This window comes from Pseudomonas sp. TE36184 (genome assembly GCF_054060055.1).
The window spans coordinates 1,600,528-1,616,551 of record NZ_JBSSCU010000001.1; the positions used below are offsets into that span (position 1 = coordinate 1,600,528).

15 protein-coding genes are annotated in these 16,024 nt (G+C 62.7%); 5 read left to right on the forward strand and 10 right to left on the reverse strand.

The features are described from left to right. Window positions 1-6 precede the first annotated feature (6 nt). The 4 genes from ACVWZP_RS07005 to ACVWZP_RS07020 all read right to left on the reverse strand — a co-directional run bounded on the left by ACVWZP_RS07005 (window position 7) and on the right by ACVWZP_RS07020 (window position 5,057). Entirely contained in the window at window positions 7-555 is a 549-nt protein-coding gene (locus tag ACVWZP_RS07005; RefSeq protein WP_010563061.1) for a cupin domain-containing protein, read from the reverse strand. 261 nt (window positions 556-816) lie between these two features. Continuing rightward, complete coding sequence (locus tag ACVWZP_RS07010) at window positions 817-2,097, reverse strand: NAD(P)/FAD-dependent oxidoreductase (RefSeq protein WP_457369602.1); 1,281 nt, start codon at window positions 2,095-2,097, stop codon at window positions 817-819. Window positions 2,098-2,156: 59 nt separating this feature from the next. Further along, window positions 2,157-3,647 (reverse strand): aldehyde dehydrogenase, encoded by a 1,491-nt coding sequence (locus ACVWZP_RS07015; RefSeq protein ID WP_169881135.1) that lies wholly within the window; start codon window positions 3,645-3,647, stop codon window positions 2,157-2,159. A gap of 33 nt (window positions 3,648-3,680) precedes the next feature. After that, the gene (locus tag ACVWZP_RS07020) at window positions 3,681-5,057 is read right to left on the reverse strand and encodes a glutamine synthetase family protein (protein WP_017845581.1); all 1,377 of its coding nucleotides are present in this window, start codon (window positions 5,055-5,057) and stop codon (window positions 3,681-3,683) included. Between the two features lie 265 nt (window positions 5,058-5,322). Here ACVWZP_RS07020 and ACVWZP_RS07025 point away from each other — a divergent pair, with 265 nt between their 5' ends. The 5 genes from ACVWZP_RS07025 (at window position 5,323) to ACVWZP_RS07045 (ending at window position 10,145) form a co-directional block, all read left to right on the forward strand. Then, complete coding sequence (locus ACVWZP_RS07025; protein ID WP_017845580.1) at window positions 5,323-6,084, forward strand: gamma-glutamyl-gamma-aminobutyrate hydrolase family protein; 762 nt, start codon at window positions 5,323-5,325, stop codon at window positions 6,082-6,084. A gap of 245 nt (window positions 6,085-6,329) precedes the next feature. Next, window positions 6,330-7,472 (forward strand): ABC transporter ATP-binding protein, encoded by a 1,143-nt coding sequence (locus tag ACVWZP_RS07030; RefSeq protein ID WP_046383267.1) that lies wholly within the window; start codon window positions 6,330-6,332, stop codon window positions 7,470-7,472. 44 nt (window positions 7,473-7,516) lie between these two features. Then, a complete protein-coding gene (locus tag ACVWZP_RS07035) occupies window positions 7,517-8,398 on the forward strand; it encodes an ABC transporter permease subunit (RefSeq protein ID WP_162231507.1) in 882 nt (293 codons plus the stop codon). Next, complete coding sequence (locus tag ACVWZP_RS07040) at window positions 8,395-9,270, forward strand: ABC transporter permease subunit (RefSeq protein ID WP_057004032.1); 876 nt, start codon at window positions 8,395-8,397, stop codon at window positions 9,268-9,270. The genes ACVWZP_RS07035 and ACVWZP_RS07040 overlap by 4 nt, the downstream gene beginning before the upstream one ends. Before the next feature lie 350 nt (window positions 9,271-9,620). Further along, entirely contained in the window at window positions 9,621-10,145 is a 525-nt protein-coding gene (locus tag ACVWZP_RS07045; RefSeq protein ID WP_126589434.1) for a DUF2867 domain-containing protein, read from the forward strand. 24 nt (window positions 10,146-10,169) lie between these two features. Here the strand turns inward: ACVWZP_RS07045 and mbnC are convergent, their stop codons facing one another. The 6 genes from mbnC to ACVWZP_RS07075 all read right to left on the reverse strand — a co-directional run bounded on the left by mbnC (window position 10,170) and on the right by ACVWZP_RS07075 (window position 16,017). After that, entirely contained in the window at window positions 10,170-10,748 is a 579-nt protein-coding gene (gene mbnC, locus ACVWZP_RS07050) for a methanobactin biosynthesis protein MbnC (protein ID WP_256822947.1), read from the reverse strand. Next, window positions 10,745-11,557, reverse strand: a complete 813-nt coding sequence (gene mbnB / locus ACVWZP_RS07055; protein WP_288074283.1) for a methanobactin biosynthesis protein MbnB — start codon at window positions 11,555-11,557, stop codon at window positions 10,745-10,747. Before mbnB ends, mbnC begins: the two co-directional genes overlap by 4 nt. A gap of 62 nt (window positions 11,558-11,619) precedes the next feature. Then, window positions 11,620-11,715: a methanobactin gene (mbnA, locus tag ACVWZP_RS07060; protein ID WP_108524013.1), complete on the reverse strand. Its 96-nt coding sequence runs from the start codon at window positions 11,713-11,715 to the stop codon at window positions 11,620-11,622. Window positions 11,716-11,855: 140 nt separating this feature from the next. Further along, window positions 11,856-12,992: a methanobactin export MATE transporter MbnM gene (locus tag ACVWZP_RS07065; RefSeq protein WP_288074284.1), complete on the reverse strand. Its 1,137-nt coding sequence runs from the start codon at window positions 12,990-12,992 to the stop codon at window positions 11,856-11,858. Then, window positions 12,989-13,861 carry an MbnP family copper-binding protein gene (locus ACVWZP_RS07070; RefSeq protein WP_256822950.1) on the reverse strand — a complete coding sequence of 291 codons (873 nt, stop codon included), beginning with the start codon at window positions 13,859-13,861 and terminating at the stop codon, window positions 12,989-12,991. Before ACVWZP_RS07070 ends, ACVWZP_RS07065 begins: the two co-directional genes overlap by 4 nt. Window positions 13,862-13,878: 17 nt before the next feature. After that, window positions 13,879-16,017, reverse strand: a complete 2,139-nt coding sequence (locus tag ACVWZP_RS07075; RefSeq protein ID WP_457369603.1) for a TonB-dependent hemoglobin/transferrin/lactoferrin family receptor — start codon at window positions 16,015-16,017, stop codon at window positions 13,879-13,881. Between the last annotated feature and the right edge of the window lie 7 nt (window positions 16,018-16,024).

Here is a 16,024-nt window from a genome sequence, read left to right on the forward strand (position 1 = left end):
GCTGGCCTAGAAGTTCGCCGGGGTATTCGCGCTGATGATTTCCGCCTCATCCTGCCCGATATTGCGGAACCTGTGGGGCAAGGTGGTGGGGAAGTAATACCCATCCCCTGGGTTCAATATGCTGACCTGGCCATCGACAGTGAGTTCGACGGTGCCACGGGTGACGAGGCCGCACTCCTCGCCTTCGACATGCACGATCGGCTCTTCGCCGGAACTGGCGCCGGGTGCGTACTGCTCGCGCAGAAAGCGCATCTGGCGGCTGGGGATCGGCGCGCCCACCAGCAGCAGGCGCAGGCCGTCGCGACCCAGGTCGGGCTGTTCGTTGGCGCGGAAGACGTACTGGTGTTCGCGTGGCGGCTGGTCGAAGGTGAAAAAGTCCGCCAGGGACATGGGGATGCTTTCCAGCAGCTTTTTCAGGGAACTGACAGAGGGACTGACGCGATTCTGTTCGATCAGGGAAATGGTGGCGTTGGTCACGCCGCTACGACGGGCCAGCTCGCGCTGGGAGAGTTTGTAGCTTTCGCGAACGAGTTTGAGTCGGGTGCCCGTGTCCATAGCTGCCTTATATAAGGGGTGAGTGTCGTGATGTTTATCGGTTGCGATAGCGTTGCAGGAGCTGGGGCGAGCGCGGGCAGGCAATGTTGCGAAATTCGCCGATTACCCGACCCGGAAACCTGAAAGGCGGCTATTAAATCACGTTTGCGGGTGGAGCTGTAGCGCTGCTGAATATGCCTGCATGCGCAAAAAAAGCAAGCCCGCGGCCGCGGCCGAAGGTGGCGTGGGCCGGGGGCTCGCGGCGCGTGTGTGGCTGACCGGTCAAATACCGAGTCGGTCGCGCAGGGCGTAGTAGGCGGCGCCCATGGCCGTCAGCGGGGCCTGGAAGGTGCGGCCGCCGAACATCGGCATGTGCGGCAGCGAGGCGAAGGCGTCGAAGCGTTCGGCGTCACCGCGGATCACTTCGCTGATCAGCTTGCCCGCGAGGTGCGAACAGGTGACGCCGTGGCCGCTATACCCTTGCATGTAGTAGGCGTTCTTTTCGATACGGCCGAATTGCGGCATGCGCGACATGGTCAGCAGGAAGTTGCCGGTCCAGCGGTAGTCGATCTTGACGTTTTTCAACTGCGGGAAGGTCTTGAGGATCTTCGGCCGGATCAGTTGTTCGATGTCGTCCGGCTCGCGGGCGCCGTAGACCACGCCGCCGCCGTACAGCAAACGGTTGTCAGCGGTCAGACGGTAATAGTCGAGCAGGTAGTTGCAGTCTTCGACGCAGTAATTGTGGGTAATCAGGCTGCGTGCCACTTCCTCCGACAGCGGCTCGGTGACCACGATCTGCGAGCCGCAGGGCATGCTTTTGCGCGTCACCCGTGGGTCGAGATTCTGCGGCAGGTAGGCGTTGCCGGCGATCAGCAGGTACTTGGCGCGAACCACACCCTTGGCCGTGCGTACCACGTTGGGTTCGCCGTAGGTGATTTCCTCGGCCGCCGATTGTTCGAAGATCTTGCCGCCCAGGCCGATAATCGCGCTGGCTTCGCCCAGGGCCAGGTTCAGCGGATGGACGTGGCCGCCCTGCTTGTCCAGCAGGCCGCCGATGTAATTTTCACAGCCCACTTCGTTTGCCATGTCTTTGGCGTCGAGCAGTTGCAGGTTGCGGTTGCCATAGCGCTCCCAACTGTTTTTCTGTTCGACCAGGCCCTTGAGCTGTTTTTTGTTCAATGCGGCGAAGATCCCGCCCGGGCGGTAGTCGCACTGGATGTCGTAGTGCTGGATGCGCTGGCGAATGATCTCGGCGCCTTCGAACATCATGCTGCCGAGGATTTCGGCGCTCTTTTCGCCGTAGCGCTGCTCGATGACATCCACGTCACGGCTGTAGGAATTGACCAGTTGCCCGCCGTTGCGCCCGCTGGCGCCAAAGCCGACCTTGGCCGCTTCGAGCACGGTGACGCTGTAGCCGGCTTCCGCCAGGAACAGCGCCGACGACAGGCCGGTGTAGCCGGCGCCGATGACACAGACATCACACTCGACCAACTCTTCAAGCACAGGGAAGTCGCCGGTGTGGTTGCGGGTCGCGGCGTAATAGCTGTTTACATGGGGTTGCATGGTTAGGACTCCCTGGAGACTGGCCGGCACGCGCCGGCAATCGCCGTTGTTATTTGGGCTTAGAGCTTGATCCAGGTGGCTTTGAGCTCGGTGTACTTGTCAAAGGCGTGCAGCGACTTGTCGCGGCCATTGCCCGACTGTTTAAAGCCGCCGAACGGCGCGGTCATGTCGCCGCCGTCGTACTGGTTGACCCACACGCTGCCGGCACGCAGGCCCCGGGCAAAGCGGTGGGCGCGGCTGAGGTCGGCGGTCCACACTGCGGCGGCCAGGCCGAAGATGCTGTCGTTGGCGATCGACAGCGCTTCTTCTTCGGTGTCGAAGCTGATCAGCGACAACACCGGGCCGAAGATTTCTTCGCGGGCGATGGTCATGGCATTGGTCACGCCGTCGAAAACCGTCGGCTCCACGTACTGGCCACCGGTGTCTTGCAGGGCGCGCTGGCCGCCAACCAAGAGTTGGGCGCCCTGCTCTTTGCCGATCTCGATGTAGCGCAACACGTTGTCCAGTTGCCGCTGATCGACCACTGCCCCGACCTTGGTCGCCGGGTCCAGTGGATGCCCCGGCTTCCAGGCCTGGAACGCCTCCACCAGCAGCGCAATGAAGGGCTCGCGGATCGACCGCTGCACCAGCAGGCGCGAACCGGCCACGCAGACTTCGCCCTGGTTGAAGGCAATCGCTGCAGCCGCAGCGGCGGCGGCAGCGCGCAAGTCCGGGGCATCGGCGAACACCACATTGGGGCTCTTGCCACCGGCCTCCAGCCACACCCGTTTCATATTGCTCTGGCCGGAATACACCAGCAGTTGCTTGGCCACCGCGGTGGAGCCGGTAAAGGCCAGCACATCCACATCCCTATGCAAGGCCAGCGCCTTGCCGACGGTGTGGCCGTAGCCCGGCAGCACGTTGAACACGCCTGGGGGAATGCCGGCCTCAAGCGCCAGTTGGGCCAGGCGAATGGCGGTCAGCGGCGACTTTTCCGAAGGTTTGAGGATGAACGAGTTACCCGCCGCCAGGGCCGGCGCGAACTTCCAACTGGCCATGATCATTGGGAAGTTCCACGGCACGATGGCCGCGACCACGCCGCAGGGTTCGCGGGTGATCAGGCCCAACTGGTCGTGGGGCGTGGGCGCCACTTCGTCGTAGAGCTTGTCGATGGCCTCGGCGCTCCAGCGGATCGCGTTGGCGGTGGCCGGTACGTCGATGGCCATGGAGTCGCCAATCGGCTTGCCCATGTCGAGGGTTTCCAGGAGCGCCAGTTCTTCCTGGTGTTCGAGGATCAGATCGGCGAAACGGATCAGCACGCGCTTGCGCGCCGCCGGGGCCTGCAAGCGCCAGATCCCGGATTCGAACGCCTGGCGTGCAGCGATTACCGCGGCGTCGGCGTCGGCCTCATCGGTGCTGGCGACCGTGGCCAGAAAACGCCCGTCCACCGGGCTGATGCTGTCAAAGGTTTCGCCGCTGGCGGCCCAACGGTATTCGCCGCCGATAAAGGCCCGGCCTTCAAGGTTCAGGGACTGGAAGTACTGCTCCCAGTCGTTGCGATGCTTGGTCATAGGGTGTGCTCAACGCAAAAAGTGGGAGGGCCGTCAGACCGTGTGCAGGTACCAGTTGTACTCAAGGTCGGAGATCGAGTTTTCGAACTCGGCCAGTTCGCTTTCCTTGCACGCGACAAACACGTCGATGTACAGCGGGTCGATGTACCGGGCCATGACCTCGCTGTCGTCCAGCTCGCGCAGGGCGTCGCGCAGGTTGTTGGGCAGGCTCTGCTCGTTCTGCTCGTAGGAGTTGCCTTCGACCGGCGCCCCCGGCTCGATCTTGTTGGTCAAGCCGTGGTGGATACCGGCCAATACCGAGGCCATCAGCAGATAAGGGTTGGCGTCGGCGCCGGCCACCCGGTGCTCGATACGCACGGCATCCGCCGCGCCGGTCGGCACGCGCACGGCCACGGTGCGGTTGTCGATACCCCAGCTCGGCGAGTTCGGCACATAGAACTGCGCACCGAAGCGGCGGTAGGAGTTGACGTTCGGGCAGAGAAACGCCATCTGCGCCGGCAGGGTTTCCAGCACGCCGCCGATGGCGTGACGCAGGGCGTCGTTGGTCTCGGGGTCTTCGCTGGCGAAGATGTTGTTGCCCTGTTTGTCGAGGATCGAGATGTGTACATGCAAGCCATTACCGGCCTGGCCCGGGTAGGGCTTGGCCATAAAGGTGGTGTCCATCTCGTGGTCGTAGGCGATGTTTTTCACCAGGCGCTTGAGCAGTACCGCGTAGTCGCAGGCTTTGATCGGGTCGCTGACGTGGTGCAGGTTGACCTCGAACTGCGCCGGGGCGCTTTCCTTGACGATGGCGTCGGCAGGGATGCCCTGCTCTTTCGCGCCTTCGAGGATGTCCTGCAGGCAATCGACGTATTCGTCGAGGTCATCGATCAGGTAGACCTGGGTCGAATGCGGGCGCTTGCCGGAGATTGGCGAGCGCGGCGCTTGCGGACGGCCGTTCACGTTGTCCTGGTCGATCAGGTAGAACTCCAGCTCGAACGCGGCGCAAATGGTCAGGCCCAGTTCGTCGAACTTGCTCACCACCTGGCGCAGCACTTCCCGTGGGTCGGCGAAGAACGGCTGGCCCTCGAGTTCATGCATGGTCATCAACAGCTGCGCGGTGGGGCGCTTCTGCCAGGGCTCGATGCTCAGGGTGTCGGGGATCGGGTAGCAGATGCGGTCGGAGTCGCCGATATCCAGGCCCAGGCCAGTGCTTTCCACAGTGGAGCCATTGATGTCCAGGGCAAACAACGACGCGGGGAGGTTGATGCCTTTTTCATACACCTTATGCAAGGCGGTGCGTTCGATACGCTTGCCGCGCACCACGCCATTCATGTCTGCAATCAGCAGATCGACGTACAGGACCTCCGGGTGTTTTTTCAGAAAGGCGTTGGCTTCGTTGAGCTGAACGGTACGCAGTGGGACCGACATGATGCACCTATGTGTTAATTATTATGTTCAAAGCTGTTTCGTGGCAGCAGTCAATCCGAAAGCCAAAGTGAAGTCAATAGCGAGAACGGGCACCGCTCGTTAATTATATTGGTAGCCATAGCACCAAAATTGGGCGCCAACCCAACCAATCAACACAAACACACTCGCAAGCGTTTAGAATTTTTTACATTGAAGTTGTTAATTAAAATCAACGGAGATAAGCTCTGGAAAAACTCGTTCCAGCGTGAATTTCGAGGTGATAAAAATGGCACTCAAGCCATTGATCGGTGTTACAGCGTGCGTCAAAGAGATTGGCTTGCACCCCTACCATGTCAGCGGCGACAAGTATTTGCGTGCTGTCAGCGTCGCGGCCCTCGGGCTGCCGGTGATCATTCCTTCCCTGGCGGACCTCTGCGAGATCAAGGACCTGCTGCACTACGTCGACGGCCTGCTGTTCACCGGCTCGCCGTCCAATGTCGAACCCTTCCACTATCAAGGCGCTCCCAGCGCGCCGGGCACCGCCCATGACCCGCAACGCGACGCCACCACCCTGCCCCTGTTGCGGGCTGCGGTGGCGGCCGGCGTGCCAGTCCTCGGCATCTGCCGCGGCTTCCAGGAAATGAACGTGGCCTTTGGCGGCAGCCTGCACCAGAAGGTGCATGAACTGCCGGGCTTTATGGACCACCGCGAAGCCGACGACCCGCGCCTCGACGTCCAGTACGCCCCGGCGCACCCGGTGGCGATCCAGCCCGGCGGCGTGTTCGAGGCCATGGGCCTGGCCGGCGAGATCCAGGTCAACTCGATCCACAGTCAGGGCATCGACCGCCTGGGTGACGGCCTGCGGGTCGAGGCCCTGGCCCCGGATGGCCTGATCGAAGCCGTTTCCGTGGAGCACAGCCAGGCGTTTGCCTTTGGCGTGCAGTGGCACCCGGAATGGCAGGTCCTGTCGAACCCGGCCTACCTGAGTATTTTCCAGGCCTTTGGCGATGCCTGCCGGCAACGTGCCGCGCAGCGTCAGCGCCTTTGACACCAGGCGGCCCGCACCGGGCCGCCAGCACTCGCTTTACCGATTGACACGCCCTGCCCACGCGGCGCGCGCACCTGTGTGCGCCTGCCGTGCGGCGTGAACGGCAATACCCGAACAACAACAAGCAAGGCCAGGCAGCCAGGACGGCGGTGCCGAATAAACCTGCATTGCACTGAGGGTGCAGGTTTGCAATCAACCTTATTACGTCAGGCCGCATTGGCCCGACGACCTGTTGGGAGTTTCACATGGCAAACGCCTCCAGCATTTATCGCAAGGCACTGGAAGGTCATCAGCAACCGCAAAAGGTGCTGGTGAAGATCGACCGCGTGACCAAGAAGTTCGACGAAACCGTGGCCGTGGACGATGTGTCCCTGGAGATCCACCAGGGCGAGATCTTCGCCCTGCTCGGCGGTTCGGGTTCGGGCAAATCCACCCTGCTGCGCATGCTCGCCGGTTTCGAACGGCCCACCGAAGGCCGCATCCTGCTGGATGGCGTGGACATCACCGAGATGCCGCCCTATGAGCGGCCGATCAACATGATGTTCCAGTCCTATGCCCTGTTCCCGCACATGACCGTGGCCCAGAACATCGCCTTCGGCCTCAAGCAGGATCGCCTGCCAGCCGGCGAGATCGAGGCGCGGGTCGAGGAAATGCTCAAGCTGGTCCACATGACCCAATACGCCCGGCGCAAACCCCACCAGCTCTCCGGCGGCCAGCGCCAGCGCGTGGCCCTCGCCCGTTCCCTGGCCAAACGCCCGAAACTGCTGTTGCTCGACGAACCCATGGGCGCCCTGGATAAAAAGCTGCGCTCGCAGATGCAACTGGAACTGGTGGAGATCATCGAACGCGTCGGCGTGACCTGCGTGATGGTGACCCACGACCAGGAAGAAGCCATGACCATGGCCCAGCGCATCGCCATCATGCACTTGGGCTGGATCGCCCAGATCGGCAGCCCGGTGGACGTTTACGAAGCGCCGGTGAGCCGCCTGGTCTGCGAATTCGTCGGCAACGTCAACATCTTCGACACCCAGGTGGTCGACGACGCCGAAGGCCACGCGGTGCTCAAGTGCGCGGACCTGGACCGCAACATCTACGTCGGCTACGGCATCGCCACTTCGGTGGAAGACAAGTCGGTGACCTACGCCATCCGCCCGGAAAAGCTGCTGGTCACCACCCAAATGCCGACCTGCGCGCACAACTGGTCCAGCGGCAAGGTCCACGACATCGCCTACCTCGGCGGGCACTCGGTGTTTTACGTCGAGCTGCCCAGCGGCAAGATCGTCCAGTCGTTCATGGCCAACGCCGAACGCCGTGGCTCCCGACCGTCCTGGGGCGACACCGTGTACGTGTGGTGGGAAGACGACAGCGGCGTGGTACTGCGGGCATGAGTACATCGACCATGAGCACTTTCCATCAAGCGTTGATCCGTGTGCTGCCCAGCGGTCGCAAGCTGGTGATCGGCATTCCCTTCCTCTGGCTGTTCCTGTTTTTCATGCTGCCGTTTTTCCTGGTGATGAAGATCAGCTTCTCCGAAGCGACCGTCTCGATTCCGCCGTATTCGCAGATCTACGGCTTCGTCGACCAGAAACTCCAGGTGCTGCTGAACCTGGGTAACTACAGCCTGCTGGGCGCCGACGAGTTGTACATCTCGGCCTACCTGGGCTCGCTGAAGATCGCCCTGCTCAGCACGCTGATGTGCCTGCTGATCGGTTTTCCCATGGCCTATGGGATTTCCAAGACCCGCAAGGAAATGCAAAACGTATTACTGCTGCTGATCATGATGCCGACCTGGACCGCGATCCTGATCCGCGTCTATGCCTGGATGGGCATCCTCAGCAATAACGGCCTGCTCAATGCGTTCCTGATGGGGTGCGGCCTGATATCGAGCCCGATTGAAATCCTCAACACCAACACGGCGGTCTACATCGGCGTGGTCTACGCCTACCTGCCGTTCATGGTGCTGCCGCTCTACGCCAACCTGGTCAAGCACGACCAGAGCCTGCTGGAAGCCGCCTCGGACCTGGGTTCGAGCAACTTCAACAACTTCTGGAAAATCACCGTGCCGCTGGCCAAGAACGGCATCGTCGCCGGCTGCATGCTGGTGTTCATTCCGGTGGTCGGCGAGTTCGTGATCCCGGAACTGCTGGGCGGCCCGGAGACCCTGATGATCGGCCGCGTGCTGTGGCAGGAGTTCTTCAACAACCGCGACTGGCCGGTGGCGTCCGCCCTGGCGGTGGTGATGCTGGCGATCCTGATTATTCCCATCGTGCTGTTCAACCGCAGCCAGGCCAAAGAAATGGAGGCACGGGCATGAAGCGTTTCAGTTTTTCGACCCTGATGCTGGTACTCGGCTTGTTGTTCATCTACCTGCCGATGCTGATTCTGGTGATCTATTCGTTCAACGCCTCCAAGCTGGTGACGGTCTGGGGCGGCTGGTCGCTCAAGTGGTACCTGGGGCTGTTGGACAACACCCAACTGATGGGTTCGGTGGCCCGTTCCCTGGAGATTGCCTGCTACACCGCCGTCGCCGCCGTGGTCCTGGGCACCCTGGCCGCGTTCGTGCTGACCCGGGTCACCCGCTTCAAGGGCCGGACCCTGTTCGGTGGCCTGGTGACCGCGCCCCTGGTGATGCCGGAAGTGATCACCGGGCTGTCGCTGCTGCTGCTGTTCGTGGCGATGGCGCAGATGATCGGCTGGCCCATGGAACGCGGCCTGGTGACGATCTGGATCGCCCACACCACGTTCTGCGCCGCGTATGTCGCGGTGGTCGTCTCGGCACGCCTGCGCGAGCTGGACCTGTCCATCGAAGAAGCCGCCATGGACCTCGGCGCGCGGCCACTCAAGGTGTTTTTCCTGATCACCATCCCGATGATCGCGCCGTCGTTGGCAGCGGGCGGCATGATGTCGTTCGCCTTGTCCCTGGATGACTTGGTGCTCGCCAGTTTCGTCTCCGGGCCCGGCTCCACCACCCTGCCGATGGAGGTGTTCTCTGCCGTGCGCCTGGGGGTCAAGCCGGAGATCAACGCCGTGGCCAGCCTGATCCTGATGGCGGTGTCGCTGATGACGTTCATGGTCTGGTATTTCAGCCGCAAGGCCGAAGCCAACCGCAAGCGAGCGATCCAGGAAGCCATGGACCAGACCGCCAGCGAAACCTGGCAGCCGCAACGCACACCCGCGACGGCCTAGGCCGTCGTGTGTTACCCCAAATGAACCCCTGCGCACCTTCACTCGGCGCGCCCCGCTTCCGTTCCCGTCGCGCCTTACCACCGCGACCATTGCTGTGAACGGCTTCACCCGGCTCCCTCGGTCAGGGTGAACCCCTTGGCGCCTTCGGGCGCCTTTTTTGCGTTCAGTGGGCCGACAAAGCGCCTGGCCCCCTGGGTTTTTCATTGGTGCGCGACACTGAGCAATTAAAAAGCTTGAGGATGCCCTGCACTTTCTGGCCCACTTGATCCTGCGCTCGTGCGAACCCGGCACCTCGTGGAACCCAAAATGACAACGCCCTACCCACCCTACATGGCCTTCGGACACCCCTTATGAACGCCAGCGTCAGCCACTGCGCTCTCCCGCTCGACTCAAGTATTGCCCGCCATGCCACGGGTGCCAGTTTCATCGATTGTCAGAGCACCTTCGCCGATGACCGCGAGCGCAGCGCGTTGCGGCATGGGCTGCGGCTGATGGCCCGGACACCGGTCTGGATCGACCGATTGATGGCGCTGCGCAATCGACTGGTGCAGGTGTTTGGCCTCAAAGACCTCGGCAGGCTGACACGCATCGACCTTGAGCGTGCGGACGCCGACTATCGGCCCGGCGACCGAGTGGGGATTTTCACGCTGGTGTCGCAAACCCCCGACGAAGTGCTGCTGGTCGACCAGGATCGGCACCTGGATGTGTACCTGGCCATCAACCTTATGCCACTCGACGCGCAAGGGGCGCGCCGGGTGGTGCTCTCCACCGTGGTCCAACCGCACAACTGGCTGGGCCGCCTGTATATGCTGCCAGTGGCGCCGTTCCATCGCTTTATCGCGCCACGCATGCTGGCCATGCTCAATCAGCGCTAGCGTGGCGTTCGGCGCGGGGCAGCCTCAACGAGGGAGATCGGTCCAGCCGGGAAAGCCCTCTGCCAGGTTGCGACCAGTCACCGTGAAAAAACCGAAAGCCGCCGCAGGCGTCGGCAGCGGCTCGGACAGTTCAATCCGTTCGACCTCCCTGGCGCCTTCCAGGGACTGGGTTTTCCAGGCACAGACCAGGTCGGGCAGATCCGCGCCGGCCAGGATGATGCCGTTGCACTCGGAGCGATCACCGGTGGCCCAGCGCGCGGCCGAGGCGCCCATCAGGCTGTAGCGCAGGGTCGGCGTCAGTTGCTGCCGGAACGGCGATTGTTGCAGCCAGACATCGACCCACAGGTAATACGTCCAGTCGAGCGACAAGCGCTGCTCGGCGGCCCAGCTCATGAACGGACGGAATATCGCCAGCCCATCGGGCCCCGAGAGTTCCAGCAGGCCCGGGCAGATATCGAACAATGCGTGCCAATAGACCCGCAGGCTGCTGTCGATACGCACGAATGCGCGCGAGTCGCGAGGGTAGTCACCCTGGCGTTCAGGCACGCTCAAGGCGTCCAGCAGGTCCGAGTCGGTGCGGGCGAATAAACCCAGAGCGCTCATGACTGAAGCGCCTGTGCCGACGGCGCGAACACACCGCGCAGGCGCTGCAGGTCGGCAACGATCTCGTGCTCGTCAAAGCGCTGGTCTCGCTCGTAAGTCATGGTCGCGTGCGGCGTGTCGAACTGCGTTCGGTAACGCTGGAGAAAGCCCAGGGTGGCGTCGGACAGTGCCTGATCGTGAGTGTCGAGGATCAGGTGGGGTTGCAGGATCGACAGGTTGTAGCCTGCGCTGTGGAAGTGCGAGGACGATTCGATGATGCCCTCCCACGCCTCCAGCGGCACACCGCAATTGAGGTGCGCGCAGACCGCGTTAGACGCGTCGAAGAGCACCCCGGCGCCGGTATCGCGGTAAAGCCGTTCATGAAAGGCCGGCGCATCGTGGCCGCCATCCATGATCGAGGGGTAGTTCTCCAGCAACAATTGGCAGCCCAGTGCCTGTTGCCACCAGTCGACCCGTTCGCGGACTCGCGAGTAATCGTTGATGTAGTCGATCTCTGCCAGATGGTAGAGCTGGCGCCCATTGTGGCTGAAACGCGCCACGTGGTCGGAGACATACAACGGCCGCAGTCGGTCGATCAGTCCACGCAAGCGATGGGCCAGGCGTTCAAGCGCCGGCGTGTCGTTTTCAATGAACTTGGAAAACATGATGTGAAAACCCACGGGGGCGGCAAAACCGTCCATAAGTGCTTCGACGGGTACGGCCAGGAAATTGTCGATCAGCAGCTCGACATAGTCGATGTGCCTGCCGGCCAGCAGTTTTCGCACCAGCGGCGCGGTGTCGCCCAGGGTGTAGTTGAAGCCTATCAGCATGGTCTTGCACCTCCTTGATCAAGGCCCCCCACGGAGGCGCTGGCCCCCGTGGAGGGGATGCTTCAGTTCACGCCAACAGGGGCGCAGCACGAGGCACAGCAGGCACCGGCACGGCCGGCGATTTGCAGGGTGTGTTTCTTGGCGATTTTGATGCTCATGGGGTGTTGCTCCTTTTCAATGCGCGGACATCCGCGGTTTGGCGAATTCGCCGTTTATGTACAGCAGGGTTGTCGCCGCTTCGGTTTGACGGCGGGCAGCCTCCTTGCTCCCGAAGGGAACGTCCGTGGTTGGGCTCGGATCAATGCTTGTGCTTCCAGGGATCGCTGAAACGCGGGTCCTTGAGCAACGACTCATCGGTCAAGGACTTGAGGAATGCCAGCAAGTCCTGCTTTTCCTGCGAGCTGAGGTCGATCCTGGCAATCAACCCGCTCTTGTACGGATTCAGTCGCCCATCCCCCCGATTCGGGCCGCTCTCGATCACTCGACCACCGTCGGAGTACGCGTCGATCACCTGCTCCAGGGTGGCGATACTGCCGTCATGCATATACGGCCCGGTGACCTCGACATTGCGCAGGCTCGGCGCGCGAAACGCCCCCATGTCCTGGGGCTTGCCGCTGCTCTCGTAGAGCCCGCGATTGGGAAAGGGAAAACCGCCGGCACCGTCGATGTTGTAGAGCCCGGTGTTGTGAAACAGGGTGTCCACCACCCGGCTCTTGGCATGCACCACCTGATCGTTGAAGTTGAAACTGCCGTGACAGTGGTGACACTCGGCCCGCTCGCCAAAGAACAGCGTCATGCCGCGTTGCTCGGCCGCACTCAGGGCCGCCCTGCCCTGCAAGTAGCGGTCATAACGACTGTCCACTGACACGATGGAGCGCTGGAAGGCCGCGATGGCCTTGATCACCGTGGCCATGTTCAGTGGCTGCGCCTGGTCCGCGAAGGCTTCGCGGAACAGCGGCGGGTACAACGGCTCGGCCCGCAAGCGATCAAGGATCTGCTGGCGATTGCCATCGTTAACGCCCATTTCGATCGGGTCATCGCCGAACAGCGGGATCTCCATCTGCCGCTCCAACGTCACCACCGCCGGCGCCGCCCAGTTGTAGGTGGCGTTCCAGGCGCTGTTGGCCAGCCCCGGCGCATTGCGGTGGGTCAACTGCCCGGTACCGCCCTCGGAAAGCGCCTTTACGTCAGTGAAGGCACGCTCCTGCTGGTGGCAGGAGGCGCAGGAGCGGTTACCGCCCGCGGACAACCGTGGGTCATAAAACAAGCGCCGGCCCAACTCGACTTTGACCGCCGACATCGGGTTGTCCTCTGGCACCCGCGGCGCCGGTACATGGGACGGCAACCCCCATGCCCAGTCCTGGGCCGCCACGGGCCACGCCAGCGCCCAGCTCAACAGCAGCCCCCCGGTCAGGCGCGAGGCCGTTCGCTTCATGGCCTGGCCCGCACTGAAAACGCGGGGGAATAACCGGGCTCAAGGGGTGAGCCGCTGCTCAACGACACGCCCAGGCGCTTGAACACCGCGACGCACTCAGGGTCGGTCGGCCCGCTCATGCAGCCCACAGCGGCGCCCTCGTCCACGGCCAGGCGACTGTCGCGCAACAACGCGGCTACATCCAGCACCACTGCTTGGGTCACCGGGTCAAACCCTTCGAAGCGCAAAGGAATACGGTTAGCCCGCTGACACGCCACCGTCTCGCCGGTCACCGGGTTGCCGCTACAGCCGGTGGAGCCAAGGTGCAGGTACCAGGTGTTGGCCCTTGAACCATCGGCTTTGCTGACCCCGTCTTCGGGGTCGACTTCAAGCTTGATGAACTTGCGTCCGGCCTGCCAGCTCCAGCCCATGGCCGCCAGGTCCAGCGGCGCGCCTTGCAACTCGGTGCTGGTGTGATTCAGGGACTGCGGAACGCCGAGGGTCACGCTCACGCCGCGGTAACGTCCGGCCGGTATGCTGCCGATGACCTGGGTGTTGGTCGCTGGCGTGCCGCCGACGCAATGAGCGCTACCGTCCTCAAAGTCGAGCAGCGCGACCTGGGTGTCCTGCCAGTCATTGACCTGCAAGCGCAGGGGTACCGGCTTGCCGGTGTCGTCGATCAAGGCGACGTCCTGCACATAGAACCGCGCATCGCGCAGCGACACGCGTTTCTGGTCGCGGCCCACAGGCCCAAAGGCAGCGCCGCAGCGCACCGGCTGCTCGCCGGCCACCAGCGCAAAGTTCAGGCTCACCGGTTGTTCCGCGGGCGATTGAGTCGCACAGCCCGCCAGGCACGCCACAGTGGTCAGGCTTATGGATAATGAACGCATGATGAGGCTCCAGGGGATCAGAAACGTGCAGTCAAGGCGAGGTTCACGCTGCGGCCTTCCTCATAGGTGAACGTATTGGCCAAGGACTGCTGGTAGGTGCTGTAGACCTTGTCGAACAGGTTGCTCACCCCCAGGTCGACGCGGTACTGCTTGTACTCATAGGCCGCGCCGATGTCGTGGATCACATAGCCCTTGCGCCGCCGCAGTTCGGTGGCGTCATAGTCCTGGGCCCACACGTATTGGCCCTGGTAACTCAGCGACCAGTTGTCATCCACGCGGTACTGGCTGCCCAACACAAACTTGTCCGGCGGCGCATACAACTGGGCACCGGTCTCGGCGTTCCTGGAGCGCAACCGCGAGTAGCCGGCGCCCAACGACAGGCGCTGCCAGCGATAGGTCATTTCAAACTCACCGCCATGGCGCTCGGCCTGCGCCACGTTGACTCGCTGAAAGACCATGCCGGTTCCGGCAAACGGCGCCTGACGGCTGTAAAAGCCGACCACTTGCTGATCGATCAGGTCGTCAACATCCTCGGTAAAGTAGGTGACCTTCGCCCGCAGGCTGTCGCCACCGGCCACAAGGTCGTCGAAGGCCAACGTCGCGCCCACTTCCTTTGTCTTACTGGTTTCCGGCTTGAGCCCAGGGTTCGGGCGGAAGTTGAACAGCGCACGCCGGGTGTTCAGGTTGCCGAACATCTCGGTCATGGTCGGCGCGCGGAAGGCCTCGCCATAGCTGACAAATACTCCCAGGAACTCCCAGGGCTGGTACTTCAAGGCGACTTTGGGCGAGAGCCGGTGGTGGCTGGAGTCCTCCTGGCCAGGAGACGTGAGGCGGTAGTCGTCGTGGCGCAGCGCCGCGATCAGGCTCCAGTCGTCCAGGAACGCCATTTCGTCCTGTAGAAAGCCGCCCAGGGCACGCATCTGCCCATTGGGCAGGACGCTGTTGGACTGACCGTCGGAAGCGTTCTCATTGGTGTCGCGGTAACCGTCCACCCCATAGGTCAAACGGTGGGACGACCAGGCCCCTGCGTCGAAACGACTGCTGTTCTGCAGGCTGGCCCCCAGAGTCTTGGTCTGGGTCGACGTGGTGGGTTGAGCGGGCACCGAGCGGCTGTCGCCATCCAGAGTGAAGCGGGTCTGATAGAGCGTCAGTTTGCCGTCCAGCAGTCGCTGCTCGGCGTCCTGGAACGCCCAACTGGCGTTGTACTGCTCCTGCTCGCGCTGGAGCTTCTGCGAAAACGGAAACAGCAGGTTGCCACCAGGGTTGGTGGGGCCGACCATCTCATCCGAGAAGCGCTGGTAGCCCAGCTCGAAACGGTTCAATTCATTCGGCGAAAAGCTGGTTTTGAACAGGCCGCTCTTGAGTTGCCCATCGTTCGGATATTTCGCGTCATCGCCGCTCGCCCCGGTGTGAATCGTCCCGTAGTCGCGGTACGTGGCGCTGGCAAGCACATCGGCGCGCTCGCCGCGAGCAGCCACGGTCAGATTATTGGACAGTTCTTCGTTGGCACTGTGATAGCCGGCCTTGATCCGGCCTCCCAGGGTTTTGCCCGGTTCCAGAATATCCTCGACGCCCAGCGTCTCGATCGCCATCACCCCGCCCAGCCCGCCACTGCCGTAGGCGGCAGACATCGGGCCGCGCACCACGTCGATCTGCTTGATCAAGTCAGGATCGATCAGTAAGGGCGTATTCACGCCGCCATCATTGTTACGCCGTGCGCCATCTACCGTCAGGATGATCCTCGGCCCCTGCAGGCCACGGATCGCCGGGCTTTGCGCCGCCGCCCGGGGACCACCGCCGTAATTCACGTTGGGCAAGGCCCGCAACACCGTGGACAGCGTATTGGCTTGGGCATCCTCCAGTTGCTGGCGATCAATGGTCGACACCGACGCAGGTAGAGCAAAGCGACTGTTGGGGGTGCGGGTTGCGGTAATCGTCGTGCTATCGAGCTCGTAGGGCAGCGACGCGTCGTCATCGGTAATGGGCTGCGCATAAGCACCCGTGACAGACAAGGCGCATGCAACGGCCAATAGCGACAGCGCTAACCGATCGACGTCCGGCCCGCCCTTGATGCAAGGCAGGGTCTGAGGAAAACGGCGCGCAGTATTCGGTTCGGCAACGCGCAAGGCGGCCGCGACCTGGGTCATAGCAGGCATGACAGGA